The sequence below is a fragment of the Embleya sp. NPDC056575 genome (assembly GCF_042793325.1).
Taxonomy (GTDB): domain Bacteria; phylum Actinomycetota; class Actinomycetes; order Streptomycetales; family Streptomycetaceae; genus Embleya.
In genome coordinates this window covers 1-23,864 of sequence record NZ_JBHTVA010000054.1, presented here as the reverse complement: position 1 = coordinate 23,864, position 23,864 = coordinate 1, and the positions used below count along the sequence as shown (strand labels likewise).

Annotated in this window: 24 protein-coding genes and 1 pseudogene; 17 read left to right on the top strand and 8 right to left on the bottom strand. The window is 72.5% G+C overall.

Annotation, left to right across the window (positions count from 1 at the left end):
- Nucleotides 1–19 precede the first annotated feature (19 nt).
- Both ACFRCG_RS34100 and ACFRCG_RS34095 read left to right on the top strand, forming a co-directional pair.
- Nucleotides 20–484: a nuclear transport factor 2 family protein gene (locus tag ACFRCG_RS34100; protein WP_380038685.1), complete on the top strand. Its 465-nt coding sequence runs from the start codon at nt 20–22 to the stop codon at nt 482–484.
- Nucleotides 481–963, top strand: a complete 483-nt coding sequence (locus ACFRCG_RS34095; RefSeq protein ID WP_380038683.1) for a nuclear transport factor 2 family protein — start codon at nt 481–483, stop codon at nt 961–963. The genes ACFRCG_RS34100 and ACFRCG_RS34095 overlap by 4 nt, the downstream gene beginning before the upstream one ends.
- Before the next feature lie 63 nt (nt 964–1,026).
- Here ACFRCG_RS34095 and ACFRCG_RS34090 read toward each other — a convergent pair whose 3' ends face one another.
- Nucleotides 1,027–1,674 carry a 4'-phosphopantetheinyl transferase gene (locus ACFRCG_RS34090; protein ID WP_380038717.1) on the bottom strand — a complete coding sequence of 216 codons (648 nt, stop codon included), beginning with the start codon at nt 1,672–1,674 and terminating at the stop codon, nt 1,027–1,029.
- A 2-nt stretch (nt 1,675–1,676) separates the two neighbouring features.
- Nucleotides 1,677–2,576: a metallophosphoesterase family protein gene (locus tag ACFRCG_RS34085; protein ID WP_380038681.1), complete on the bottom strand. Its 900-nt coding sequence runs from the start codon at nt 2,574–2,576 to the stop codon at nt 1,677–1,679.
- 186 nt (nt 2,577–2,762) lie between these two features.
- On the opposite strand from ACFRCG_RS34085, the gene ACFRCG_RS34080 reads away from it, so the two are divergent.
- The 8 genes from ACFRCG_RS34080 (at nt 2,763) to ACFRCG_RS34045 (ending at nt 7,234) form a co-directional block, all read left to right on the top strand.
- Complete coding sequence (locus ACFRCG_RS34080) at nt 2,763–3,545, top strand: BTAD domain-containing putative transcriptional regulator (RefSeq protein WP_380038679.1); 783 nt, start codon at nt 2,763–2,765, stop codon at nt 3,543–3,545.
- Nucleotides 3,546–3,591: 46 nt separating this feature from the next.
- The gene (locus tag ACFRCG_RS34075; protein WP_380038677.1) at nt 3,592–4,353 is read left to right on the top strand and encodes a thioesterase II family protein; all 762 of its coding nucleotides are present in this window, start codon (nt 3,592–3,594) and stop codon (nt 4,351–4,353) included.
- Between the two features lie 192 nt (nt 4,354–4,545).
- The gene (gene ligD, locus ACFRCG_RS34070; RefSeq protein ID WP_380038675.1) at nt 4,546–5,514 is read left to right on the top strand and encodes a non-homologous end-joining DNA ligase; all 969 of its coding nucleotides are present in this window, start codon (nt 4,546–4,548) and stop codon (nt 5,512–5,514) included.
- Between the two features lie 171 nt (nt 5,515–5,685).
- Complete coding sequence (locus tag ACFRCG_RS34065) at nt 5,686–5,949, top strand: hypothetical protein (protein ID WP_380038673.1); 264 nt, start codon at nt 5,686–5,688, stop codon at nt 5,947–5,949.
- Nucleotides 5,946–6,191, top strand: coding sequence for a hypothetical protein (locus tag ACFRCG_RS34060; RefSeq protein WP_380038671.1), 246 nt, complete (start codon nt 5,946–5,948; stop codon nt 6,189–6,191). The genes ACFRCG_RS34065 and ACFRCG_RS34060 overlap by 4 nt, the downstream gene beginning before the upstream one ends.
- 66 nt (nt 6,192–6,257) lie before the next feature.
- Nucleotides 6,258–6,584 (top strand): hypothetical protein, encoded by a 327-nt coding sequence (locus tag ACFRCG_RS34055; protein WP_380038669.1) that lies wholly within the window; start codon nt 6,258–6,260, stop codon nt 6,582–6,584.
- Nucleotides 6,585–6,677: 93 nt separating this feature from the next.
- Nucleotides 6,678–7,004, top strand: coding sequence for a DUF6247 family protein (locus ACFRCG_RS34050; protein ID WP_380038667.1), 327 nt, complete (start codon nt 6,678–6,680; stop codon nt 7,002–7,004).
- The gene (locus ACFRCG_RS34045; RefSeq protein ID WP_379997087.1) at nt 7,001–7,234 is read left to right on the top strand and encodes a hypothetical protein; all 234 of its coding nucleotides are present in this window, start codon (nt 7,001–7,003) and stop codon (nt 7,232–7,234) included. Before ACFRCG_RS34050 ends, ACFRCG_RS34045 begins: the two co-directional genes overlap by 4 nt.
- A gap of 52 nt (nt 7,235–7,286) precedes the next feature.
- On the opposite strand, the gene ACFRCG_RS34040 is transcribed toward ACFRCG_RS34045, so the two are convergent.
- Nucleotides 7,287–8,435: an acyl-CoA dehydrogenase family protein gene (locus ACFRCG_RS34040; RefSeq protein WP_380038665.1), complete on the bottom strand. Its 1,149-nt coding sequence runs from the start codon at nt 8,433–8,435 to the stop codon at nt 7,287–7,289.
- Between the two features lie 58 nt (nt 8,436–8,493).
- On the bottom strand, nt 8,494–12,009 hold the full coding sequence (locus ACFRCG_RS34035) for an indolepyruvate ferredoxin oxidoreductase family protein (RefSeq protein ID WP_380038663.1): 3,516 nt from the start codon (nt 12,007–12,009) through the stop codon (nt 8,494–8,496).
- Between the two features lie 284 nt (nt 12,010–12,293).
- On the opposite strand from ACFRCG_RS34035, the gene ACFRCG_RS34030 reads away from it, so the two are divergent.
- The gene (locus tag ACFRCG_RS34030; RefSeq protein ID WP_380038661.1) at nt 12,294–13,082 is read left to right on the top strand and encodes a GNAT family N-acetyltransferase; all 789 of its coding nucleotides are present in this window, start codon (nt 12,294–12,296) and stop codon (nt 13,080–13,082) included.
- 66 nt (nt 13,083–13,148) lie between these two features.
- Here the strand turns inward: ACFRCG_RS34030 and ACFRCG_RS34025 are convergent, their stop codons facing one another.
- The 4 genes and pseudogenes from ACFRCG_RS34025 to ACFRCG_RS34010 form a co-directional block, all read right to left on the bottom strand.
- Entirely contained in the window at nt 13,149–13,961 is an 813-nt protein-coding gene (locus ACFRCG_RS34025) for an SGNH/GDSL hydrolase family protein (RefSeq protein ID WP_379997332.1), read from the bottom strand.
- Nucleotides 13,962–14,296: 335 nt separating this feature from the next.
- Nucleotides 14,297–14,826, bottom strand: a pseudogene (locus tag ACFRCG_RS34020) (FAD-dependent oxidoreductase); the annotation flags it as partial.
- 96 nt (nt 14,827–14,922) lie between these two features.
- Nucleotides 14,923–15,150 (bottom strand): DUF6247 family protein, encoded by a 228-nt coding sequence (locus tag ACFRCG_RS34015; RefSeq protein ID WP_380038659.1) that lies wholly within the window; start codon nt 15,148–15,150, stop codon nt 14,923–14,925.
- 36 nt (nt 15,151–15,186) lie between these two features.
- Nucleotides 15,187–15,555 carry a hypothetical protein gene (locus ACFRCG_RS34010; RefSeq protein WP_380038657.1) on the bottom strand — a complete coding sequence of 123 codons (369 nt, stop codon included), beginning with the start codon at nt 15,553–15,555 and terminating at the stop codon, nt 15,187–15,189.
- A 257-nt stretch (nt 15,556–15,812) separates the two neighbouring features.
- Here ACFRCG_RS34010 and ACFRCG_RS34005 point away from each other — a divergent pair, with 257 nt between their 5' ends.
- From ACFRCG_RS34005 to ACFRCG_RS33980, 6 genes are all read left to right on the top strand, one after another.
- Nucleotides 15,813–16,073: a hypothetical protein gene (locus ACFRCG_RS34005; protein WP_380038655.1), complete on the top strand. Its 261-nt coding sequence runs from the start codon at nt 15,813–15,815 to the stop codon at nt 16,071–16,073.
- Between the two features lie 166 nt (nt 16,074–16,239).
- Nucleotides 16,240–18,069 carry a glutamine--fructose-6-phosphate transaminase (isomerizing) gene (gene glmS / locus ACFRCG_RS34000; protein ID WP_380038653.1) on the top strand — a complete coding sequence of 610 codons (1,830 nt, stop codon included), beginning with the start codon at nt 16,240–16,242 and terminating at the stop codon, nt 18,067–18,069.
- A 329-nt stretch (nt 18,070–18,398) separates the two neighbouring features.
- The gene (locus ACFRCG_RS33995) at nt 18,399–20,057 is read left to right on the top strand and encodes an AMP-binding protein (RefSeq protein WP_380038650.1); all 1,659 of its coding nucleotides are present in this window, start codon (nt 18,399–18,401) and stop codon (nt 20,055–20,057) included.
- Between the two features lie 11 nt (nt 20,058–20,068).
- A complete protein-coding gene (locus ACFRCG_RS33990) occupies nt 20,069–20,569 on the top strand; it encodes an acyl-CoA thioesterase (protein WP_380038648.1) in 501 nt (166 codons plus the stop codon).
- Between the two features lie 126 nt (nt 20,570–20,695).
- On the top strand, nt 20,696–23,086 hold the full coding sequence (locus tag ACFRCG_RS33985) for an FAD-dependent monooxygenase (protein WP_380038646.1): 2,391 nt from the start codon (nt 20,696–20,698) through the stop codon (nt 23,084–23,086).
- Between the two features lie 56 nt (nt 23,087–23,142).
- On the top strand, nt 23,143–23,864 hold a 722-nt coding region (locus ACFRCG_RS33980), incomplete at its 3' end, for a nitrilase-related carbon-nitrogen hydrolase (protein WP_380038644.1).

The following is a 23,864-nucleotide window of genomic DNA, read 5'->3' as shown; positions in this document are numbered from 1 at the left end:
CTTCGAGGCTGGGACATTCATGACGAAGGTATTGACCCCGGTGGACCTCGCCGAGATCCACCGCACGCTCGCGCTGTTCGCGCACGTCTTCGACAACGGTGACGTGGACGGACTCGACCTCGTGTTCACCGAGGACGTCGTGGTCGAGATCGGCACCGGGCCCAAGCGAGCCTTCCACGGCATCGCCGAGTTCGCCGAATACACCCGGAGCAAGAGCGCGGCGACGCCCGACCACCACACGGTCAACACGACCGTCGAGGTGGACCGGCACGGCCAGGTCCAGACGCGCAGCCGCTACATCGGGATCAACCCCGCCGGCCGCATCACCGGCGGCGAATTCCTGGACATCCTTCGGAAGACCCCGGCCGGCTGGCGGATCGCCTATCGGCTGAGTCTGCCGCGCGCGCCCCGTGAGGCCGGGGCGGGCGTGAGCAGGGTCGGCTTCCCGCTCGCGGTCCGGCTCGCCGAGGTGGTCGCGCCGTGACCGGCGGCCCCGCGCTGAGCGCGGCGGACGTCGCGGAGATCCACGACACCCTCGCGCAGTTCGCGCACGTCTTCGACAACGACGAAGTCGGCGACCTGCACCGGGTGTTCACGGACAACGCGGTGATCGAGAACACCATCGGCGCCGGCTACACCATCGACGGCATCGCCTCGGCCCGGCAGTTCACCGGCCGACGCAGTCCGGACACCCCCGACCATCAGACGCTCGACACCGTGCTCCTGGTGGACGCGGGCGGCACGGTCCGGGCCCGCAGCCGGTACATCGCGACGCTGATCGACGGCGAGGTACACGGCGGGGACTACTACGACATCCTCGAACACACCTCACGAGGCTGGCGGATCCGGTATCGGGTCTCGGTACCGAGGCATCCGATCCTGGACGCCGTGGAACTGCCGGCGGAATTCGCCGAGGCGTGGCGGCCCACGGCGGAGAACCTGGTGCGGTTCACCCGGAGCTGACGGCGATACCGACGCCGACGGGCGGACCGGGGCGGGGCCGGCGGCGGCCCCGCCCCGAGTGCGTCAGTCGCCGTGCCGCACCACGATCGCCGTCACCGCGATGCCCAGATCCACCTGCCACCGTCCCGCGAACCCGTCCAGCGGACGATCCTCGATCAGCAGCCGGGCGTCGAACGTGCCCACCGCCGGGTCGAATTCGAGTTCGGCCTCGGCGAAGTCCAACCAGCGCGAGGTGAGCGGGAACCACGCCTTGTAGACGGACTCCTTGGCGCTGAACAGGAGCCGGTCCCACGCGATCTCCGGCCGATCGGCGGCCAGTTCGCGCAGGTGTTTGCGCTCGGTCTCGGACGCGACCACCTCGAGGACGCCGTCGGGCAGCGGCCCCGCCGGCTCCGCGTCGATGCCCAGGGTCAGCACCGCGGCGGCGTCCGCGACCACCGCGGCCCGGTACCCGTCGCAGTGCGTCATGCTGCCGACCACGCCGGTCGGCCAACCGGGCGCACCGCGCAGCCCCGGCAACAACGGCGCGGCCGGCACGCCCATGCGGGCCAACGCACGCCGCGCGCACCGTCGGACGGTGGTGAACTCACGGCGGCGCTTGTCCACGGCCTTCGCGAGCAGCGCCTCCTCGGCCGGGTACAGCGGCGGCCCGTCGGGGTCGTCGAAGCACTCCTCGGCGAACACCCCGGGCGGCAGGATGCGGTCGATCATCGTCATCGGGCACCCGCCGATTGCCCCGAACGGCCGGCTCCGGCGGTCCCGGCGACCTCGGCCGGCAGGATCCGACGCGGAATCGGCCTGCGCAGCCCGTTCTTGCGCTCGCGCGGATAGCCGAGCGAGACCTCCTCGAAGCGCACCCCGTCGTACCAGGTGGTGCGCGGGATGTGCAGGTGGCCGTACACCACGGCGGCGGTCGGGAAACGCCGATGCCAGTCGGCGGTCAGGTCGGTGCCGCACCACTGGGCGAACTCCGGGTACCACAGCACGTCCGTGGGCTGCCGGACCAGCGGGAAGTGGTTGACCATCAGGAACGGCGCCGCCGGATCGGCCGCCGCCACGAGCCGGTCCTCGGTGTACGCCACCCGGGCCCGGCACCAGTCGCCGCGGGTCGGATACGGATCCGGGTGCAGCATGAACTCGTCGCTGCACACCACGCCGGCCTCGTACGCGGCGTCCAACGCCTGCTGCCGCGTCGCCGCGCCCGGCGGCCACCACGTGTAGTCGTAGAGCACGAACATCGGCGCCACGGTGACGGTTTCGCCCGGGCCGTCCCAGACCGGGAACGGGTCCTCGGGGGTCAGCACACCCAACTCCCCGCACATCGCCACGAGATGCCGGTAGCGCTCCTCGCCGCGCAGTTGCACCGGGTCGTCGTTGGTGGACCACAACTCGTGGTTGCCCGGCACCCAGATCACCCGGGCGAAGCGCTCGGCGAGCAGGCGCAGGGTCGAGGCGATCTCCTCGACGTGCTCGGCCACGTCGCCTCCGACCAGGATCCAGTCCTCGTCGTGCCCCGGCCGGATGCCCTCGACGAGTCTGCGGTTGGACGGGATGGCGGAATGCAGGTCGCTGACGGCGTACAGGGCGCGCTCGGGCGAACGGGCAGTGCTCATCGATCGACCATAGGCGGATCCGGGCCGCCGAGGGAAGGCCGACGCGGCCGTGCGGGGGACCTGCGCAAGCTCGGCGCAAGGCGGCGTAGGGGTTGGTCAGGGGTACGCCATACGCCCGTCATATGTCACCGTCGTGAGAGAGCAGGACCGGACGCCACAGGCAGCGCCACAGAGAGGGAAGAGCCGTTGCGGTACGAGATTCTCGGCCCCGTGCGGATCGTCGACGGCGCAACGCCGCGCACGATCGCGGCGCCCAAGCCGGAAACGCTCCTCTCCGCCCTGCTCGCGCGGCGGGACCAACTGCTGACGGTCGACCAGATCGTCGCGGAGATCTGGAGCGACGCCGGGCCGCAGCGGGCGAAGTCGACGGTGCACGTGTACGTTTCCCGGCTGCGGGCGATGCTCGGCGCGCCGGGACCGGCCCGCACCGGCCCCTTGGCCACCTGCGCCGGCGGCTACGTGCTGCACACCGGTCCGGACCGCCTCGACGCCGACACCTTCCACCGCCTGGTCGAACGTGGTCGCGCGGGCGCGCGGGCCGGCCGGTATCACGAGGCGGCCGAGGTGTACACGAGCGCGCTCGACCTGTGGCGCGGCCCGGCCTACGCGGGGGTGAGCCTCGGGCCGATCGTCCGGGCGCACGCCGCGCGGTTGGAGGCGTCCCGGCTGGAGTGCCTGGAGTTGCTGGTGGAGGCGAACCTCGCGCTCGGCCGGCACCGGGAGACGGTGGCCCGGCTGTACGCGCTGACCGGCGAGTATCCGCTGCACGAGAACTTCGCCCGGCACCTGATGGTCGCGCTGTACCACTGCGGCCGGCGCGGCGACGCGCTCGCGGTGTACCGCGACACCCGCACCGCGCTGCGCGAACTGCTGGGCCTGGAACCGTCCCGGGCGCTGCGCGAGATCCAGCACGCGGTGCTCACCGGGGCCGAACCACTGGGCGCGCGCAAGGACTCGATGGCAGGCTGACGGTCACGCAGCACGATCATTCGGTGACGATCAGAAGGGCCCTGCCATGAGTACCGCCTCCTCCGTATCGGACACCTGGATCCGCCGGTTCCATCCGGCCGCCGATCGGGTGCCGCGCCTGGTCGCGCTGCCGCACGCGGGCGGCTCGGCGAGTTTCTGGTTCCCGTTGTCGGCGGCGCTCAAGGAGCGCGTCGAGGTGTTGGGCGTGCAGTACCCGGGGCGCCAGGACCGGCGCACCGAACCGCTCATCGACGACATCGACACCCTGGCCGAGCGCATCACCGAGGCCCTGGATCCCTGGCTGGACGAGCGGCTTCCGCTGATCCTGTTCGGGCACAGCATGGGCGCGGTCCTCGGCTTCGAGGTGGCCCGGCGGCTGCGGATCCCGCCCGCCGCGCTGATCGCCTCCGGGCGCCGGGCCCCGGACCGGCAGCGTGACGAGCGGGTGCACCTGCTCGACGACGCGGGGCTCGCCGCCGAGCTGCGCTCGATGAGCGGCACGGACGCGAGCCTGCTGGCCAACGACGAGGTGCTGCGGATGGTGCTGCCGGCGCTGCGCGCCGACTACCGCGCGGTCGAGACGTACCGGTGCACCCCCGGCGCGCCACTGGAGTGCCCGATCACCGTGCTGATCGGCGACCGGGATCCGAAGGTCACCCTGGATGAGGCCACGGCCTGGCGCGACCACACGAACGGCACGTTCGCGCTGCACACCTTCACCGGCGGGCACTTCTATCTGATCGACCACCAGGCGGCGGTCACGGCGCGCATCGCGGACACGATCGACGCGGTGACCGCACAGGGATAGCGCGGCCCGGGGCGCGGCCGTCGGCCGGATGCTCGCTCGAATGGGTTCCGCGCGGGCCCGGGTTCGAGGGGCGTCGGGCGGTCCGGGATACGCGGGTCGGCGGGTGACCGGCCGGATATATCGGCCATTCGGGTGTATTCGGGTGTGGCGGTTCGGCCGGCGGTGGTGTCGAGGCCCGTCGATGATCGAGGCATGGCCGGTCACGATCACGTTCATGCCCTGTTGCCCGAGATTCCGCCGATGCTGGCCGCCGCGGCGCCGCTGCCCGGGGAGGAGTACCAGCTCGACTGGGGCTTCGAGGTCAAGTGGGACGGGGCCCGTACGGTGGCGTACTGCGCGGGGGACGGGGGACTGCGCCTGCTGGCGCGCGACGGGGTGGACGTGACCCGGGTGTACCCGGAACTGGCCGGCCTGGGCGAGCAGCACGGACAGCGCCAGGCCGTGCTGGACGGCGAGATCGTGGTCCTGGACGACCGGGGGCGCCCCGACCACGCGCGGCTGCGCCGGCGCATGGGTGTGGTCAACCCGCGCAAGGTGGCCCGGCTGACCATCGACGCGCCGGTGCACCTGATGTTGTTCGACCTGATGTATCTGGACGGCCGGCCGCTGCTGCGCACCCCGTACCGCGAACGACGGATGTTGCTGGCCGGCCTCGACCTGGCGGGCCCGCGCTGGTCCACCCCGGAATGGATCGAGGGCGACGCGCGGCGCGCCTGGGCGACCAGCCTGCACCAGGGCCACGAGGGCGTCGTGGCCAAGCGGCTGGCCTCCGAGTACCAACCCGGACAACGCTCCCCGGACTGGATCAAGGCCAAGCACGTGGAGACCCACGACGTGATCATCGGCGGCTGGATCGAGGGCCGGGGCGAGCTGCGGGGCCTGCCGGGGGCGTTGCTGGTCGGCGTCGCCGCACCCGACGGCCTGCGCTATGTCGGCACGGTCGAGGACGGCCCGACCCTGGCCGAGCGCGGCGAACTGGGCGAATACCTGGGCGCGCTGGCGCGCGCGGACTCGCCGTTCGCGGGAATGGTGGACGTGCCCGGCGCGCAGTGGGTCGACCCCCGGCTGGCCGCCGAGGTCACCGCCTCGGGCTGGACCCCGGAGGGCCGCCTGCGCCACCCCACCTGGCAACGCCTGCGCCCGGACCTGCCGGGCGGGTAGGTCGCGGCGGTCGGTCGCACTCGCGGGGCGCGCGAGGCTTTGTCCCGGGCGCACCACCGATCGCCCCGCGCCAGGCGTACGGATCGCGACGAGTCCTTCGCCCGCGCGCGCCGGGTACCGTGCGCGACCGATCCACTGTCACCCTGGGAGCCTCACACCGAGGAGGCGTGCATGCCCAGAACGACCGTGGTCCGCGGCGAGCGCATCGAGCTGCCGAACACCCTTGCCGAGATCCGGGCGGCGCTGCCCGAGGATCGCCGGGACGAGTTCGACAAGGTCATGTACGAGACCCCGCTGGATCGCCTCGAACGCGACGCGATCCTGCACTGGGCACTTCCTCCGGAGGCCCAGGAGGACGACGAGGCCGTACACGCCCGCCTCAAGGCCGGGGACTTCTCCGACTGCGTCGATCGGGACGGGAACGCGATCCCATGAGCTATCGCGTGCAGTACACGAACGAGGCCGAAGACGGCCTGAAGCCGCTGTCGTCCGGGCGGATCAGGGCCTTCAAGGACGCGGTCGACGCCACGATCGGCCGGACCCCGTACGGGTCGGGCTCCACACGGGTCGGTGGCGACCGGGACCGCCGGGAGGCCACGATCACCGGAGTGTTCGTGCGCTACACCGTCAGCGCCGGCGTCCTGGTCGTCACCGTCACGCGCACGGTCGCGCTGTAGGCCGGCGGCCTCCGCACCGGGCCGCCGGGGCACCCGCCGGCTACTTCTCCGGGTGAGACCCACGACGTGGTCATCGGCGGCTGGATCGAGGGCCGGGGCGAGCTGCGGGGCCTGCCGGGGGCGTTGCTGGTCGGCGTCGCCGCACCCGACGGCCTGCGCTATGTCGGCACGGTCGAGGACGGCCCGACCCTGGCCGAGCGCGGCGAACTGGGCGAATACCTGGGCGCGCTGGCGCGCGCGGACTCGCCGTTCGCGGGAATGGTGGACGTGCCCGGCGCGCAGTGGGTCGACCCCCGGCTGGCCGCCGAGGTCACCGCCTCGGGCTGGACCCCGGAGGGCCGCCTGCGCCACCCCACCTGGCAACGCCTGCGCCCGGACCTGCCGGGCGGGTAGCGGACCCCCTCACGAGGGGCGCACACGGGGACGATGACGCGCCGGCGCACGCCGACTACCGTCCGCTACCCCACTGGTGGCATCCTGACCGACATGGACGAGCAGAACGCCGACCCACGCCGGCCCCGGCACATCATCGGCGTCGGCGGGACCCACCACGCCACACCGGCCGAGATTCGAGCGGAGCTTCCCGCCCAACTCCGCGAGGAGTTCGAGGCCGAGTACGGCAAGGCCCTCGACGCCGCCCGCGACGGTGACCTCATCCCGCTTGCCGAAATGCTCGGGCCCTGGCAGGCCGAGGTTCGCATGCGCCGCAGCCCCGACTGGCCGGAGACCGAGGAAACCATCCGACGGCTCAACGCCGGCCTGCCCGTGGACACGGTGCCCGCTCACACGGACGAATGGGAGAGCCCCCCATGAGCTACACCGTCGAGTCCACCTACACCGTGCAGCGGTGGCTGAAGGGCGCGCCCTCGCATGCGATCGGTGCCTACAACGACATGGTCTCCCGACTCGCCTCCGACCCATGGCGAGTGGGCTCGCCGACCAGGTCCGCGAACATGCGCGAGTACGCGTTCTGCGTGGAGGGCACCGCGACTTTCGTCATCGAGGATCGATGCGTGACGGTTACGATCGTGCAGATCAGCTGATCGTTCGGCCGGCCCGTACGCGCCGGCGGCGGCTCGCGGACCGACCCGCCGGCTACTTCTCCGGGTGGGTGAAGCCTCGGGCGATGACCATCCGTTGGATCTGGTTGGTGCCCTCGAAGATTTGCATGATCTTCGCCTCGCGCATGTAGCGCTCGACCGGGAACTCCCGTGTGTAGCCCGCGCCGCCGAAGACCTGGACCGCGTCCGTGGTGACCTTCATCGCCGCGTCGGTGGCGATCAGCTTGGCCACGCTGGCCTGGCGGCTGTACGGGCGGCCCAGATCGCGGCGGCGGGCCGCGTCGAGGTAGGTGGCGCGGGCCGAGTCGACGGCGGCGGCCATGTCGGCCAAAAGGAAGCCCAGGCCCTGGTGGTCGACGATGCGGCGGCCGAACGTGGTGCGCTCGTTGGCGTATTCGACCGCGGCGTCCAGGGCGGCCTGGGCCAGACCCGTCGCGCAGGCTGCGATGCCCAGTCGGCCCGAGTCCAGGGCGCTGAGCGCGATCGCCAGCCCCTGCCCCTCCGCGCCGATCAGCCGATCCCGCTCCAGGACCGCGCCGTCCCAGAACGCACTGGTCGTCGGGACCGCGTTCAGGCCCATCTTCGCCTCGGGCCGACCGAAGGCCAGCCCCTCCGCCTCGCCCGGCGCCAGGAAGCACGAGATGCCCCGGCCGCCCTCGCCGGTACGCGCGAACAGGGCGTAGAAGTCGGCCTTTCCGCCGTGCGTGATCCACGCCTTGGTGCCGGTGATCCGGTATCCGTCGGCGATCGGCCGCGCCTTGCATACGATCGCGGCCGCGTCGGAGCCCGCGTGCGGCTCGGACAGGCTGTAGCCGCCGACCACGCGGCCCTCCAGCATGTCGGGCAACCAGCGCTCCCGCTGCTCGGCCGACCCGTAGGTGGCCACCGGGAAGCAGGCCAGCGTATGCACGCTCGTGGCCACCGCGACCGCCGCCCAGCGCGCGGCCAACTCCTCCAGCACCTGGAGGTAGACCTCGTACGGCTGACCGCCGCCGCCCTCCTCCTCCGGGTAGGGCAGGCCGAGCAGGCCGACCTCGCCCAGGACGGCGAACAACCCTTCCGGGTAGGACTCCTCACGCTCGTGCCGGGCGGCCAAGGGCGCCAGTTCGCGGTCGGCGACGGTACGGGTGAGGTCGAGCAGGTCCTCGGCGTCCCGGGTGGGCAGGAGGCGGTCGACGGTCACGGCTGCTCCGGAGGTCGGGGAGGTCGGGGGTGCGGGGTGGGGCGGGGGCGGGCCGCGGTCAGCTCGCCGGGACCAGCGGCGGGCCGGCCGGGGCGGCGACCGCGGCGGGCGCGGTGAGTTCGGCCAGGGCGGCGCGCGCGGCGGTGCGATACTCCGCGACCCGGGCGAGCTTGATGTCCTCGTAGCCCCGGATCGTCTCGGGCAGCGCCACCAGGGCGATCACCGCGTCGACGTTGTCGGCGGTCAGCTCGCGCAGCGCCGTCCGGACCAACGCACGGTATTCGGCGACCAGTTCGCGCTCGACCCGACGCACCTCGGCGTAGCCGAACACATCCCACCGGGTGCCGCGCAGGCCGCGCGCCGCGCGCAGCGCCTTGAAGGCCGGCACCGCCGTGCGCCGCAGCCGGATCTTGCGCTTCATCCCGAGGTAGCGCAGCACCGGCGGGTGCAGCAGCACGGAGACCGCCGCGTCGGGACCGAACTCGGCGTCGCGCCGGGCCTGTTCGACCGGGTCGAGGTGCAGACGGGCCACCTCGTACTCGTCCTTGTAGGCCATCAGGTGGTGCAGCGCCCTCGCGTAGGCCACCGCGACCCGCTCGCCGCCCTCGGCCCCCGCGCGTTCCACCGTCAGGGTCCGGATCGCGCGCACGTCGTCGGCGTAGCGGTGGGCGTAGGCCGCGTCCTGGTACCCCGTCAGATCGGCGATCCGGGTGCCGAGCACCTCGCGCAGCGCCGCTTCGCCGCCGGAGCGATCGGCCAGGGCCACCGAGGCCGCGTCCACCGGGACCACCGCGAGCGGCGGCGCGGTGACCGCCGCGGCCAGTACCGCGGCCGGGTCCACGGCCAGCGCCCGACCCCACCGGAACGCCGCCAGGTTCTTGTCCACCGCCGCGCCGTTGAGCGTGATCGCCCGCTCGATCGCCGCCGCGCTCAACGGCAGGCAACCGTGCTGGAACGCGGCGCCGACCAGGATCATGTTGGCCGGCATGTGGTCGGCGAACAGCGCCTCGGACAACCCGAGCGCGTCCACGTACAGGTTGTCGGCCCGCCGGGTCGCGGTGTCGATCCGCTCCAGCGTCTCGGTCGGCGAACCGGGCAGCGCGATCTGGTTGGTGACCATCGCGGCGGTGGGCACGATCGCGGTGTTGACCACGGCGACGGTGCGCTCCGGGTCGGCGGTGGCCAGGTTGCTCTCCGCCGCCGTGCCGAGCAGGTCGAAGCCGATCAGCACGTCGGCGCCGGACCGCGAGGCGCGCAGCGCGCCGGTGATCGGCCGGGTGGAAAGGCGCAGGTCGGACACCACCGGTCCGCCCTTCTGGGCCAGGCCGGTCTGCTCCAGGCCGGCCGCGTACAGCCCGTCCATGTGCGCGGCCATCTGCAGGATCGAGGAGACGGTGACCACGCCGGTGCCGCCGATGCCGGGCATCCGCACCAGCAGGTCGTCCGCGCCGAACCGGCTCTCGGGCAGGGCGGGTTCGAGCGGCAGGTCCGGTATCGCCCGGGCCTTGCGGGTGCCCGGCTCGACCAGCAGGAAGGACGGGCAGTCGCCGTTCAGGCAGCTGAAGTCGGAGTTGCACGAACCCTGGTGGATGTGCGTCTTGCGGCCGAACTCGGTGTCCACGGGCTGTACCGACAGGCACGACGACTTGTCGCCGCAGTCGCCGCAACCCTCACACACACGCTCGTTGATCACGACCTTCTCGGCCGGGGTCGGCAACTGCCCACGCTTGCGCAGTCGGCGCTCCTCGGCCGCGCACCGGTCGTCGTGGATCAGCACGGTGACCCCGTCGAGCCCGGACAACTCGCGCTCCACGTCCTGGAGTTCGTCACGGTGCCGGACGCTCGCGATCGGGTCGAGCCGAACTCCCCGATAGCCGCGCGGGTCGTCGGTGGTGACCACCACGCGGCGCACCCCCTCGACCGCGAGCAGCCGGGTCAACGCCGGCACGTCCAACCGGCCCTCGGCCTTTTGGCCGCCCGTCATCGCGACCGCGTCGTTGTACAGCAGCTTGTAGGTCATCTTGCTGCCGGCCGCGACCGCGGCGCGGATCGCCAGCGAGCCCGAGTGGTGGAAGGTGCCGTCGCCGAGGTTTTGCACGAAGTGCTTGTCGTCGGTGAACGGCGCCAAGCCGATCCACTGCGCGCCCTCGCCGCCCATCTGGGTCAGCCCGAGTTGGTGCCCGCGGCCCTTGCCGTCGAGCGCGACCATCACGTGGCAGCCGATGCCGACGCCGACCAGGGTGTCGTCGGCGGTGCGGGTGGAGGCGTTGTGCGGACAGCCGGAACAGAAGTACGGGGTGCGCGAGGCCAGCATCGGCAGCGCGATCCGGGCGCGGCGCTTGGGGGCGAGCGTGGCGAGGTAGGCGCCGGCGGACGCGGGCAGCCGGTCCGTGCCGAGCCGGGCGGCGATCGCGCGGGACACGTCGTCCGCGCCGAGCGTGCCGCGCGCGGTGAGCAGCGGGCGGCCGGTGTCGTCGCGCCGACCGACGATGCGGGGCGCGTTCGGGCGGCGGTACAGCGCCTCCTTGAGCCGGGCCTCCAGGAACGGCACCTTGTCCTCGACCACCAGGACCTCGTCCAGGCCGTCGGTCAGCTCGGCGAGTTCCGCGTCGTCCAGCGGGAACGGCATGCCGATGCGGATCAGCCGGATGTCCGGGGCCGCGTCGTCGGTCAGACCGAGGTCGGTCAGCGCGCGGCGGACCACGGAGAACGACACGCCGGCGGCGAGGATGCCGAGGCGGGCGTCGGGGGTGTCGTGCACGACCTTGTTCAGGCCGTGCTCGCGGGCGTACGCGCGGGCCAGGTCGAGCCGACGGGTGATCAGGTCGTGCTCGGCGTCGAGCGCGGCCGGACCGACCAGGGTCGGCAGCGTGCCGCGCTTGGTCGCGGCCGGGACCGGGATGTCCTCGCCCCACCCGGACACGTCCACCGTGGTCGACGCGTCGGCGATGTCGGCGACGATCTTCAGGCCCGTCCACAGGCCGCAGGCGCGCGACATGGCCACCGCGTGCAGCCCGAACTCGACGATCTCGCCGATCGTGCCGGGGGCGAGCAGCGGCATCGACAGGCTTTCCATCATCGGCTCGCACGAGCTGGGCACCGTCGACGACTTGCTGCCCGGGTCGTCGCCGATCCACGCGACGGCACCGCCGAGGGGTGCGGTGCCGGCCATCGTGGCATGCCGAATCGCGTCGGCGGCGCGGTCCAGGCCCGGGTTCTTGCCGTACCAGAAGCCGGTCACCCCGGCGTACCGGGCGCCCGGCGTCTGGTCCACCAGCTGGGTCCCGGCCACGGCGGTCGCGGCCAGCTCCTCGTTGAGTCCGGCCTGGAACACCACCCCGGCCGGGTCCAGGAACCGCTTGGCGCGCCCCATCTCCAGGTCCACACCGCCCAGCGGCGAGCCCTGATAGCCGCTGACGAAGACCCGGGTGTCCAGTCCGCGCTCGGTGTCGAGCCGACGCTGTTCCAGGGTCAGGCGGATCAGCGCCTGTACGCCCGAGATCAGCACGCGGCCCTGGCCGACGGCGTACTTGTCGTCCAACGAAACCGACGGAGAAGCCTGATCTGCGCGCACGGGAGCCTCCGTCGAAACCGGATGGTGGGGTGGGGTGCGGTAAGCACACCAACGGCTCGCCCTCGACGCAAGTACCTTGCGGGTTTTCCGTCGAAAGACGCAAAGATATTGCTGCCCAGGTGTTCTGGGAGGCAGTGCTTTGCGCGTGAAGCACGTCACCGGAGGGGTGGTCCGGGCGGGGCATTCGGCGGCCGATGGGGTGACGGGCTCCGTTCGGCGGACGCGGGGTCGGGGTAGCCCATGACCGCGACGGCGATGGTCGGCGAGCGAAGGGCGGCGGCGGGATGGGCGATCCGGTGGTGCGCGAGCTGCACGAACTCGACGAGTTCCGGGAGGTCGAGCGGCTGTACGAGGAGATCTGGCCGCACGTCGCGGGGCAGGGCCGGGTGCTCACCGTCGAGCTGATGCGGGCGCTGGACCATGCCGGCAACTACGTGGCCGGGGCGTATCGCGACGGCCGGCTCGTCGGCGCGTCCGTGGCCTTCTTCGGCGCGCCGATCGGCGAGACGCTGCACTCGCACGCGACCGGCGCCGTGGCCGGGAGCGGGGTGGGCTTCGCGCTCAAGCGGCATCAGCGGGAATGGGCGCTCGCGCGCGGGCTGGGCCGGATCACCTGGACGTTCGACCCGCTGGTCCGCCGGAACGCCTACTTCAACCTGGTCAAGCTGGGTGCGCGACCGCAGGAGTACCTGCCGAACTTCTACGGCGACGACATGACCGACACGGTCAACAGCGGGGATCGCAGCGACCGGGTACTGGCCGTGTGGCCGCTGCACGACGCTCGCGTGCGGGCGGCCGTGGGGGAGACGGGGGCGGTGGTGCCGGGCACGGTGGCGCGGGCCGAGCCGGCCCTGGTGGAGCGCGACGGCCGGCCGGTGTCGCTGCGGACCGACGCCGAGGTGGTACGGGTCGCGGTGCCCGCCGACATCGAGGCGATGCGCCGGACCGACCCCGAGGCGGCCGGGGCCTGGCGGTCGACGCTGCGCGAGGTGCTGGGCGGGCTGCTCGACGCCGGGGCGCGGGTGCTCGACTTCGACCGGAAGGCCGGCTACCTGGTGGCGCGCCGGGGGTGACGACGCGCGTCCGGGGCGACCTGGGGCCGCCCCGGACGGTGTCTCGTATCGGTTCTCGTGCCGGTTCTAGTGCGCGCGCACGCCCACCACGGCCTGGAGCGCGGGCAGGTAGCCCTGGCTCTGGCCGGAGGTCGTGGGGTGGTACGACTCGTCGATCGGCAGGGTGACGCCGTTGACCCAGGCGTTGGACGCACAGACCCCGTGTCCGGCGAACCGCGAGCGTACGTCCGCGAAATCGGCGTTGGCGGCGCTCGCGCGCTGGTGGGTGACCTCGTCCAGGGTGTCGGCGGCCTGGTTGATCACGGTGCGCTTGGCCTGGCTCAAGCCCAGGAAGCAGGAACCGAGTTCGAACAGGCGCGGGTAACCGAGCACGACGAGGCGGGCGTTGGGAGCCTTGGCCCGGATCTGGGCGTAGGTGGCGTCGAGATCGCCGGGCAGGGTGGTGGTCGCGTAGGTCTTGGCCTTGTTCACGGCGGCGGCGCACTCGCTGTCCGAACTGAGCACGCAGGTGGTGATGGTGCTGACGAATCCGGCGTCGTTGCCGCCGACGCTGATGGTCACCAACTGCGTGGCGCTGTTCAGGACGGACAGTTGACCGGAGCGTACGTCGGCGGTCTTGGCACCGGAACAGGCGGCGAACGCGAACGTGCCGCCCGGGTGGGCCTGATTCCACAGGGCGGGGTAGGACTTGGCGCTGCGCTTGCACGAGCCGCTGTCGGGAAGATAGGAGCCGGTGCCGACCCCGGAGCTGTACGAGTCGCCCAGGGCGGCGTAGTTGGTGGCGTAGCTCGCCGCGGGCGCGGCCTGGGCGCTCGGTGCGACGACGCCGATGGCGGCCGCGGCCACGGCGGCGGCCACCGCGGCGATGGTGCGAGGCATGGGAAGCACGGGCGGGTCTCCTCGGAAGACGTGGGGACGCCGCGTCCCACGTTGGGATACCCGAGCCGGAACGGCCTTGCCTCGTCCGCCTCTACCGCAGTCGTCACCCTTGACACTCGGCTTTGCGCACACATAGTCCCGCCCCGATCTCCCCCCTGCCTAGGCGGATTTCGGCCGGTTGACACGTGTAGAACAGGCCCCGGAAAACCGATGCGAGCAGTGGGCCGCCGCGGGTGTTCCGGTGTCGGTTCGGGGTGAACGGGGTGGCGGCGGCGATGTGGGTGAGCTTGGCGGGGTTGCGGACGAAGTGGATGCCGGTGACGACGCGCTGCCGCCGAGGGCGCGGCCGCGTCCCCGGCCGCGACGATGGGGTCGTCGTCGATGCTGGTCAGGGTCTCGTCGGTGAGAAGGCGACCCGTCTCGTCGGTGCTCAGGCCGCTGCGGGCGGCCAGGTCGGGGACGCCGAAGCCGGCGGCCCGGATGGTCACGTGACCGCGTACCTCGCGGCCGTCGGCGAGGTGTACGGCGTCGGCCGTCACGGACGCGGCCTTGGTGTCGGGGCCTTCGAGGACGGTCACGCCGAGGGCCGCCGCGGCGCCACGGTGCGCGCCTTTCGGTCGATCGCCGTCGCGGAATCGACCACGAGTTCGACGCGCTCGCTCAGCACGTCCCGGTAGTCGACGACCGCGTCGTCGGACCCCGCCACCAACCGGTCCAGCCGCAGCCGCTCGACGAAGTTCGCGCGTGGGTTGACCAGGGTCACGGCCACGTCCTCGCGGCGGGTCAGCCGGTTGGCCGCGAGGACTCCGGCGTATCCGCCGCCGATCACGATGACTGCCGTGCGTCCACCGCCGTGCTGCGTCATGGTCCCTGCTCCGTTCGCTCGGGTCACGCACACGAGGCGTCGCCCGAATCGAACTTGTGACACCGTGTGGCCCGGATCACATCGATCCGGCCCGAGTCAGTCCGCGGCTTCCGCGCGGTGGCGGGCGAGTTCGGCCTGCCACGTCGCGAGGGTGTCGGCCAACGGTTGCAGGGTGCCGTTGGCGTTGGCCTCGGCCAAGGCGTCCTGATACGCCTCCTCGAAGTCCATGCGCAGGTCGTCGGGGAGTTCGGCGCGCAGTTCGGCGGGAGTCGGGTGGGTCGGGCCGCCGATGTGGATGGTGCGGTGGGGTGTCCGGTCGTTCATGGGGACAGGGTGGCGCATGGCGTGGGCGTCGGCGATTCAGTCGGCGTCCGGGGCGCCCGGGGTGTCCAGGGTGTTCAGGGCTTCCGCGGCTTCCGGGGCGTCCGGGTCGAGGGCGGCGAGGCGGCGGGCTCGGGCGGTCAGGGCCTCGTAGCCGGCGCGGTCCTTGCAGGTGACGGCCGTGCGTTGGATCTCGGTGAGAGTGTCTGCGGCCGCGGCGAGGTGGACGGCGAAGTCGTCGTAGTGGTGGGCGTCCCAGGCCGCGGCGGCGGCCTTCAGGCCCTGGCTGACCGCGCGTTCGTAGTCGGCGCGGAGATCGTCGTCGACGACGGCGAGGGCCTGATCGGTGATCCGCGCGTTCAGGCCGGTACCGGTCACGACGAGGTGGATGTCGGGTGCGCGATCCATCCCCCCAGCGTGGCACCGCGACACCCCGCCCCGACACCCGGCGCGCGGAGCAGGACACACCCCGCTTCCGCGCGCTCTCACGACCGGAGTGCGCCACCGGGACGGCTGGGCGGTGCGCGGAGCCGACGCGACATCGGTGTGGGGCGCGGGCCCGTCCACGGCCCGCACCGCGCCCGCCGACCCGGCCGCGTGGCTCGGATCTGCCCGAATTCGGGCAGATTCTTGCCGTAGGGGCGGCATGGGGCCAGGATCGGGGGGTGGCTGACGGCGAATTGGTGGAGCGCATCGTGGCGACGACCGGCCTCGCACCCGGCGAGGTGGCGCGGATCGTCGACGACGTGCTGGCCTGGTATCGCGAACCGGTCGAGGACTATGTGCGGCGGCGCCATCGCCATCACAGGGTCTACGGTCGGCGCAACGCGCAGATCTATCGCCTGATCGCCGACGAGCTGGACGAACGCCTCGTCGCGCCACCGCGGTTGACCGAACGTCAACTGCGCCGCGTGATCTACGGCTGAGCCGACCGGGCGACGGTCGCGACGCCGAGGCGTGAGCATCGCCCGACCGCGACCGCGACCGCGACCGCGACCGCGACCCCGCCGCCGTCGCCGCAGGCCCCGTGCACACATCCACCCCCGACCGCCCCGCCGGTCGGTCCGTCGACCTGCCGAGGAGTGCAGCAGTATGTGTGGAATTGTCGGATACATCGGCGCCCAGCAGGCCGCCCCCATCCTGCTCGAAGGTCTGGGACGACTGGAGTACCGCGGCTACGACTCGGCCGGCATCGCCGTGCTCGGCGCGCGTGGCACGGTCAAGGTGGTCCGCCGGGTGGGCCGCGTACACGCGCTCGCCGCCGCCGTGCCGGCCAAGACCGCCGGGCGGGTCGGCATCGGGCACACCCGCTGGGCCACCCACGGCGCGCCCTCGGAGGCGAACGCCCACCCGCAGCCCTCCGCCGACGGCCGGATCCAGGTCGTCCACAACGGCATCATCGACAACGCGGCCGAACTGCGCGCCCGCCTCGCGGCCGAGGGCGTCGACCTCGCCTCGGACACCGACACCGAGGTCCTGGCCCACCTGATCGCCGGCGCGGCGCGGACGCGGGACACCCTGGAAACCGCCGTCCTGGCCGCGCTCGCGCAGGTGACCGGGACATACGCGATCGCCGTCGTGGACACCGCGACGCCGGATCGGATCGTGGTGGCCCGCAACGGCTCACCGCTCGTGATCGGGGTCGGCGAGCGCGAGATGTTCGTGGCCAGCGACGTGTCCGCCCTGGTCCGGCACACCAGTTCGGTCGTGCACCTGGAAGACGGCGAACTGGCCAGTGTGACGGCCACCGGCTTCCGGACCTTCACCCGCGAGCGGGACGACGTCGCCAAGACGCCCACCACGGTCGAACTCACCGTCGAGGAACTCGAACTCGCGGGCCACGACCACTTCATGCACAAGGAGATCCACGAACAGCCGTCCTCCGTCGAGCGCATGCTCGGCGGCCGGCTCGACGACCGGTTCGGCTCGGCCCGCCTCGACGGCCTGCGGATGGAGCTGCGCGAGTTGCGCGGATTCCGCCGGGTCAAGGTGCTCGGCTGCGGATCGGCTTACTACGCGGGCCAGTTGGGCGCGACGCTGATCGAGGACCTGGCCCGGGTGCCCGCCGACGCCGAGCCCGCTTCGGAGTTCCGCTACCGCAATCCGGTGATCGAGCCGGACACGCTGTACGTCGCGGTCAGCCAGTCCGGCGAGACCGCCGACACGCTCTTCGCGGTCCGCGAGATCCAGCGCAAGGGCGGCCGGGTGGTCGGGTTGGTCAACGTGGTCGGCTCGTCCATCGCGCGCCAGTGCGACGGGGGGATCTATCTGCATGCCGGGCCCGAGGTCTCGGTCGCCTCGACCAAGGCGCTGACCCACATGGCGGTCGGCTTCGCGCTGCTCGCGCTCGCCCTTGGTCGCGTGCACGACCTCTCGCACGCGGACGGCGCGCGGATCCTGGCCGGGCTCCAGGCGCTGCCCGGCCAGATCGCCGAGATCCTGGCGGACGAGGAGACCATCGCCCGGGCGGGCCGGCGGCTCGCGGACGCGCGCAGCCTGTTCTTCATCGGCCGGGTCCGGGGGTATCCGGTGGCGCGCGAGGCGGCGCAGAAGTTCAAGGAGATCACCTACCGGCACGCCGAGGCGTACCCCAGCAGCGAACTCAAGCACGGGCCGCTCGCGCTGATCGACGCCGACCTGCCGACCGTGGCCGTCATCCCGGAGGACGACCTGGTCGAACGCAACCTCGCGGCCGCGCACGAGATCCGTGCGCGCGGCGGCCGGCTGACCGTGATCACCCACCCCGGGGTGGACCTCGGCGACCTGGAGGCCGACCGGATCACCGTGCCGCGCAACGAGCGCGAACTCGACCCGATCCTGCTCACCATCCCCACCCAGTTGCTCGCGTACCACGCGGCGCGAGCCCTCGGCGAGGACATCGACCGCCCCCGCAACCTGGCCAAGTCGGTCACGGTCGAATAGCTCGGCGTCGGCGCCGTTCGGCTCACCCGAAAGGTCCAAGCGCGGTGGTACGAGCCCCCGGGTGGGGGACTGTCGCGACCATGCCCCGCCAATCCGGCCGCTCTCGCCAACCCCGCCGGCCCCGCCCACCCCGCCCACCTCGGCACCCGGTGTCCCGGCCTCGGCCCGGACACCGCCCGCCGGGGTGGGCGTTCGTGTGCCCGGTGCCCGTCGATCCCCGTTCCCCGCAGCGTGGCCGAAGGAAATATATCGCGCAACATTGACTGTCGTCATAATTGATAGATACTGGCTCCGCGACTCCCGCTGACACCAGGATGAGGTGCGCGCACATGGAGCTGTCCCGTTCCGCTCACGTCGACACGTTCTGTCGTGATCGATTGCCACCTGCCGAGCAGTGGCCCGAACTGCTTTTCGAACTACCGGAATTGCGCTACCCGACCCGGCTGAACTGCGCCAGGGTCCTGCTCGACGACACCATCGATCGGCTCGGTGCCGAGCGACGGTGTCTGGTCACCCTGGACGATCTGTGGAGCTACGGCGACCTGCGAACCAGGGCCAATCAGGTCGCCCGGGTGCTGATCGAGGACCTCGGCCTGGTGCCGGGCAACCGGGTGCTGCTGCGCGGTCCGAACAACCCGTGGCTGGTCGCCTGCTGGTTCGGCGTGCTCAAGGCGGGCGGTGTCGCGGTGACCACGATGCCGCTGCTCCGGGCGCACGAATTGACCACGCTGTGCGAGATCGGCCGACCCACGATCGCGCTGTGCGACCACCGCTTCATGGACGAACCGATCGCCGCGGCCGTTCCCGGCCTGACCACCGTGGCCTACGGCGGCGACGCGGCCGATGACCTGACCCGGCGCTGCGCGGCCAAGAGCGCCGACTTCGAGGCCGTGGACACCGCCGCCGACGACGTGGCGCTGATCGCGTTCACCTCCGGTACCACCGGTCGGCCCAAGGCCACCATGCACTTCCACCGCGACGTGTTGGCCAACTCCGACACCTTCTCCCGGCACATCCTCAAGCCCACCCCGGACGACCTGTTCGCGGGCACCCCTCCGCTCGGCTTCACCTTCGGTCTCGGCGGCCTGGTGGTCTTCCCGCTGCACGTCGGCGCGGCCACCCTGCTGCTCGAACAGGCCACCCCCGAGCGGCTGGCCCGGATCGTCGCCGACCACGGCGTCACGGTGCTGTTCACCGCGCCGACCGCGTACCGGGCGATCATGGCCGCGGGTCATGCCGATCTCCTCCGGGGCCTGCGCCGCTGCGTGTCGGCGGGCGAGACACTGCCCGCGGAGACCTGGCACGACCTGCACGCGGCCACCGGCATCGAGCTGATCGACGGCATCGGCGCGACCGAGCTGCTGCACGTGTTCGTCTCCGCCGCCGACGAGGACATCCGGCCCGGCGCGACGGGGCGGGCCGTACCCGGCTTCGAGGCGGTCGTCCTGGACGGCGACGGCAAGCCGGTCCCCGACGGCACACCGGGGCAACTCGCGGTCAAGGGCCCGACCGGGTGCCGCTACCTGGACGACCCGCGCCAGCTCGACTACGTGCGCGACGGTTGGAACTTCACCGGCGACACCTATATCCGCGACGCCGACGGCTACCTCTGGTACCAGGCGCGCAGCGACGACATGATCATCTCCTCCGGCTACAACATCGCCGGCCCCGAGGTCGAAGTGGCCCTGGCCGCACACCCCGACGTCGCCGAGTGCGGCGTGGTCGGCGCACCGGATCCCCGCCGGGGGCTGATCGTCAAGGCGTACGTGGTGCTGCGCCAGGGGGTCGCGGCCGACGCGGACACCGCCGAGCGCATCCAGTCCTACGTCAAGAACACGATCGCGCCGTACAAGTACCCGCGCGCCGTCGAGTTCGTGGCCGCCCTGCCCCGAACCGGCAACGGCAAGCTGCGCCGCGCCGAACTGCGCGCCTGGGCCGCCAACACCGGCGAACCGGCCCCGAACTCCCTTGCCCCGGAAGCCTCGTGAAAGGCGCGACGATGCCCCAAGACAGCCCGCTCGGCTCGACCGGCCCGATCCGGCCCGACGTGAGCGACCCCACCGACCCGGCCGTCGACGACCCCACCGACCTGCCCTCGGTCCTGGTCGAGCGCCGCGTCGAGTGGCAGGACACCGACGCGGCCGGCCACTACCACCACTCGGCCGTACAGCGCTGGGTCGAGGCGACCGAGGCGGTGCTGCTGCGCCGGCTGGGCGTGGGCGACCTGTTCGGCCGGATCCCCCGGGTGCACTTCGAGGCGGACTACCTCGAACGTCTGTGGTTCGGCGAGGCCGCGTACATCCTGCTGCGCATCGACCGGGTGGGTACCAGCTCGCTGCACTACTCGTTCGAGGTGCGGGGCGAGCACGGCGTGGCCGCGACCGGCCGACTGTCCGTCGTGCACTGCCCGCCGGACCAAAAGGGCGCGTCGCCGTGGCCCGACGAGGTCAGGACCGCGCTGTCCCGGGGCGGCCCGCAGCGCCCGGAGTCCTACACCTGACCCGCGCGCACCCTGCGGGGCCGGGCGGATCGCACCTCCGATCCGACCCCTCGAATATCGCGTGATGTTGACGACCGTGGAATTTATTACATACGCTCGGATAGGCCGGGAACATTGGAGGACGCTGTGCGCATAGCAGTCATCGGCGGCGGGCCGGGCGGGTTGTACTTCGCCGCCCTCGCCAAGCAGCTCTCGCCGGCGTCGGAGATCACCCTGTGGGAGCGCAACGCACCCGACGACGTGTTCGGCTTCGGCGTGGTGTTCTCCGACGAGACCCTGGACGGCATCGCCCAGGCCGACCCGGAGATCTTCGCCGCGATGTCCGAGGGCTTCGCCCGCTGGACGGACGTCGACGTGCGCTACGGCGGACGCACGCTCACCTCCGGGGGGCACGGGTTCGCCGCGCTCGGCCGCGAGCGGCTGTTGCGCATCCTGCAGGAGCGCTGCGCGGCGCTCGGCATCGACCTGCGCTACCGCACCGAGGCCCCGCCCGTGGACGAACTGGCGCGCACGCACGACCTGGTGGTCGCCTCGGACGGGGTGCGCTCCACCGTGCGCGAGCGCTACGCCGACGTGTTCCGGCCCGATCTGGACGAGCGCGGCTGCCGCTACATGTGGCTGGGTACGGACAAGGTCTTCGACGCGTTCACCTTCATCGTCGACAAGCACGACTTCGGCGTGGTGCAGGTGCACGCGTATCCGTTCGACGACCGGCGCAGCACGTTCATCGTGGAGCTGGCCGAAGACGCCTGGCGGCGCGGCGGGTTCGCCGAGTTCGCCGGTCGCGAGCTGCCGCGCGGGGCCAGTGACGAGGCGGGCATCGCGCGCTGTGAGGCGCTGCTGGCCGAACACCTGGACGGACACCGGCTGATCCCGAACAACTCGCGGTGGATCCGGTTCACCACGGTGCGCAACGCCACCTGGCACCACGAGAACGTGGTCCTGCTCGGCGACGCCGCGCACACCGCGCACTTCTCCATCGGCTCGGGCACCAAGCTCGCCATGGAGGACGCCCTCGCCCTGGCCGCGTGCCTGAACGAATACGCCGACATCCCGGCCGCCCTCACCGCCTACGAGGCCGAGCGCAAGCCGGTGGTGGCCTCCACGCAGCGCGCCGCGCAGGCGAGCCTGGAGTGGTTCGAGAACATCGACCGGGCGGTCGGCCAGGCGCCCGAGCAGTTCGCCTTCAACCTGCTCACCCGCAGCCGCCGGGTCACCCACGCCAACCTGTCCGAGCGCGACCCGGCGTTCGTGGCGCAGGTGGACGCGGCGTTCACCGCCGGGCGAGCGGACCGGGTGGACGCGGCGCCGATGTTCCAGCCCTTCCGGCTCGGCGCGGTCCGGCTGCGCAACCGCGTGGTGGTCCCGCCGATGGCGACCTACGCGGCCGTCGACGGCTTCCCCGGCCCGTTCGAGGCCGCCCACTTGGGCGCGCTCGCGCTCGGCGGGGCGAGCCTGGTCTTCGCCGGGATGACCGCCGTGTTGCCCAACGGCCGGGCCACCGCCGCCTGTCCGGGCCTGTGGTCCGACGCGCAGGAGACGGCCTGGCGCGAGGTGGTCACCCGGGTGCGCGAACAGGCCCCGAACGGGCCCCTGTTGGGTATCCAGCTCACCCACGCCGGACGCCGCGCGGCCGGTTCGGTGCCGGGCGCCGACGGCACATCGGTGCCGCTGGGCGCCAAGGGTTGGCCGACCGTGGCCGCGTCCGCGATCGCCTGGGACGCCGAGGGCGACTTCCGCCCGCGCGAGGCGGACCGGGCCGATCTGGACACGATCACCGCCGCGTTCGCCGCCGCCGCCGCACGCGCCGACCGGGCGGGCTTCGACGCGCTGGAACTCCAGTACGGGCACGGCCATCTGCTCTCCGGCTTCCTGTCCCCGCTGACCAACCTGCGCGAGGACGAATACGGCGGCTCGCTCGCCGGCCGACTGCGCTTCCCGATCGAGGTGCTGTCCGCCGTGCGGGCGGTGTGGCCGAGCAACAAGCCGCTGGTGGTGCGGATCTCGGCGAGCGACTGGGCCGAGGGCGGCACCACAGAGGACGAGGCGGTCCGGATCGCCCGGGCCCTCGCGGCGGCCGGCGCGGACGCCATCGACGTGTCCTCGGGCGAGGTCGTGCCGCACGAGCGACCCGCCTACGGACGCGGCTACCAGACGCCGTTCGCCGACCTGATCCGCAACGCCACCGGTGTGCCGACCATCGCGGTCGGCGCGATCTCCACCTACGACGACGTCAACTCGATCCTGCTCGCGGGCCGGGCGGATCTGTGCGCGGTGGGCCGCGCGCACCTGTACGACCCGCTGTGGACGCTGCACGCCGCCGCCGAACAGGGCTACACCGGACCGGGCGCGCCCTGGCCGAGCGCCTGGCGGCCGGGCAGTCGCAAGCCGCCCGGCGCGGGCAGTGATCGCGTGCCGCCGCGGCTGCACCTGTCGCGCGCGCGGGTCGAGACCGTGCCGCGACGGTGGCGACCGGAGACCGACCCCCGCCTGCTCGCCGCACCCGGCCGGGGGTGACCCGAGACCCCGACCTCGTATCCGCCGACCGAACAGCGCACCACGAGGAGCCCGCCATGACAGGTCCCACCCCACCGATCGTGCTCACCGGCGCCCAACGCGACAACCCGCCCCGGTTCAAGGCCGCCGCCGTCCAGGCCGCGCCGGTCTACCTCGACGCCGCCGCCACCGTGGCCAAGGCGGTCGCGCTGATCCGCGAGGCCGCCGGCAACGGCGCCGAACTGATCGTCTTCCCCGAGGCGTTCGTCCCCGGATACCCGTACTGGAACTGGACGATGAACCCGGTCCAGGGCTCGCCCTGGTACGAACGCCTGTACCGGTCCTCGGTGGACGTGCCGGGCCCGCACGTGGAAACGCTGCGCGCGGCGGCCCGGGCGGCCGGCGCGGTGGTCGTGATCGGTGTCAACGAACGCGGCCCGCACAGCATGGGCGTGCTCTACAACACCATGCTGACCATCGACGCCGACGGCGAACTGATCGGCGTGCACCGCAAATTGGTGCCCACCTGGGCGGAGAAGCTGACCTGGACCGGTGGCGACGGCAGTTCGCTGCGCGTGCACCCGACCGGGATCGGCCCGCTCGGCGTGCTCGCGTGCGGCGAGAACACCAACACGCTGGCCCGCTTCACCCTGCTCGCCCAGGGCGAACTCGTGCACGCCGCGAGCTACATCGCGCTGCCCGTGGCGCCCGCCGACTACGACAGCATCCACGTCGCCCGGCTCCGCGCCGCCGGTGCCCTGGTCATCGGCAAGACGAACACACCGCCACTCGGTGCAGC

What these genes read in the sequence shown, in the direction of transcription:
- ACFRCG_RS34100 (WP_380038685.1), top strand. Translation starts at nt 20, where the DNA reads ATGACGAAGGTATTGACCCCGGTGGACCTCGCCGAGATCCACCGCACG.
- ACFRCG_RS34090 (WP_380038717.1), bottom strand. Translation starts at nt 1,674, where the DNA reads ATGATCGACCGCATCCTGCCGCCCGGGGTGTTCGCCGAGGAGTGCTTC.
- ACFRCG_RS34085 (WP_380038681.1), bottom strand. Translation starts at nt 2,576, where the DNA reads ATGAGCACTGCCCGTTCGCCCGAGCGCGCCCTGTACGCCGTCAGCGAC.
- ACFRCG_RS34075 (WP_380038677.1), top strand. Translation starts at nt 3,592, where the DNA reads ATGAGTACCGCCTCCTCCGTATCGGACACCTGGATCCGCCGGTTCCAT.
- ligD (WP_380038675.1), top strand. Translation starts at nt 4,546, where the DNA reads ATGGCCGGTCACGATCACGTTCATGCCCTGTTGCCCGAGATTCCGCCG.
- ACFRCG_RS34065 (WP_380038673.1), top strand. Translation starts at nt 5,686, where the DNA reads ATGCCCAGAACGACCGTGGTCCGCGGCGAGCGCATCGAGCTGCCGAAC.
- ACFRCG_RS34060 (WP_380038671.1), top strand. Translation starts at nt 5,946, where the DNA reads ATGAGCTATCGCGTGCAGTACACGAACGAGGCCGAAGACGGCCTGAAG.
- ACFRCG_RS34050 (WP_380038667.1), top strand. Translation starts at nt 6,678, where the DNA reads ATGGACGAGCAGAACGCCGACCCACGCCGGCCCCGGCACATCATCGGC.
- ACFRCG_RS34045 (WP_379997087.1), top strand. Translation starts at nt 7,001, where the DNA reads ATGAGCTACACCGTCGAGTCCACCTACACCGTGCAGCGGTGGCTGAAG.
- ACFRCG_RS34030 (WP_380038661.1), top strand. Translation starts at nt 12,294, where the DNA reads ATGGGCGATCCGGTGGTGCGCGAGCTGCACGAACTCGACGAGTTCCGG.
- ACFRCG_RS34025 (WP_379997332.1), bottom strand. Translation starts at nt 13,961, where the DNA reads ATGCCTCGCACCATCGCCGCGGTGGCCGCCGCCGTGGCCGCGGCCGCC.
- ACFRCG_RS34015 (WP_380038659.1), bottom strand. Translation starts at nt 15,150, where the DNA reads ATGAACGACCGGACACCCCACCGCACCATCCACATCGGCGGCCCGACC.
- ACFRCG_RS34010 (WP_380038657.1), bottom strand. Translation starts at nt 15,555, where the DNA reads ATGGATCGCGCACCCGACATCCACCTCGTCGTGACCGGTACCGGCCTG.
- glmS (WP_380038653.1), top strand. Translation starts at nt 16,240, where the DNA reads ATGTGTGGAATTGTCGGATACATCGGCGCCCAGCAGGCCGCCCCCATC.
- ACFRCG_RS33995 (WP_380038650.1), top strand. Translation starts at nt 18,399, where the DNA reads ATGGAGCTGTCCCGTTCCGCTCACGTCGACACGTTCTGTCGTGATCGA.
- ACFRCG_RS33990 (WP_380038648.1), top strand. Translation starts at nt 20,069, where the DNA reads ATGCCCCAAGACAGCCCGCTCGGCTCGACCGGCCCGATCCGGCCCGAC.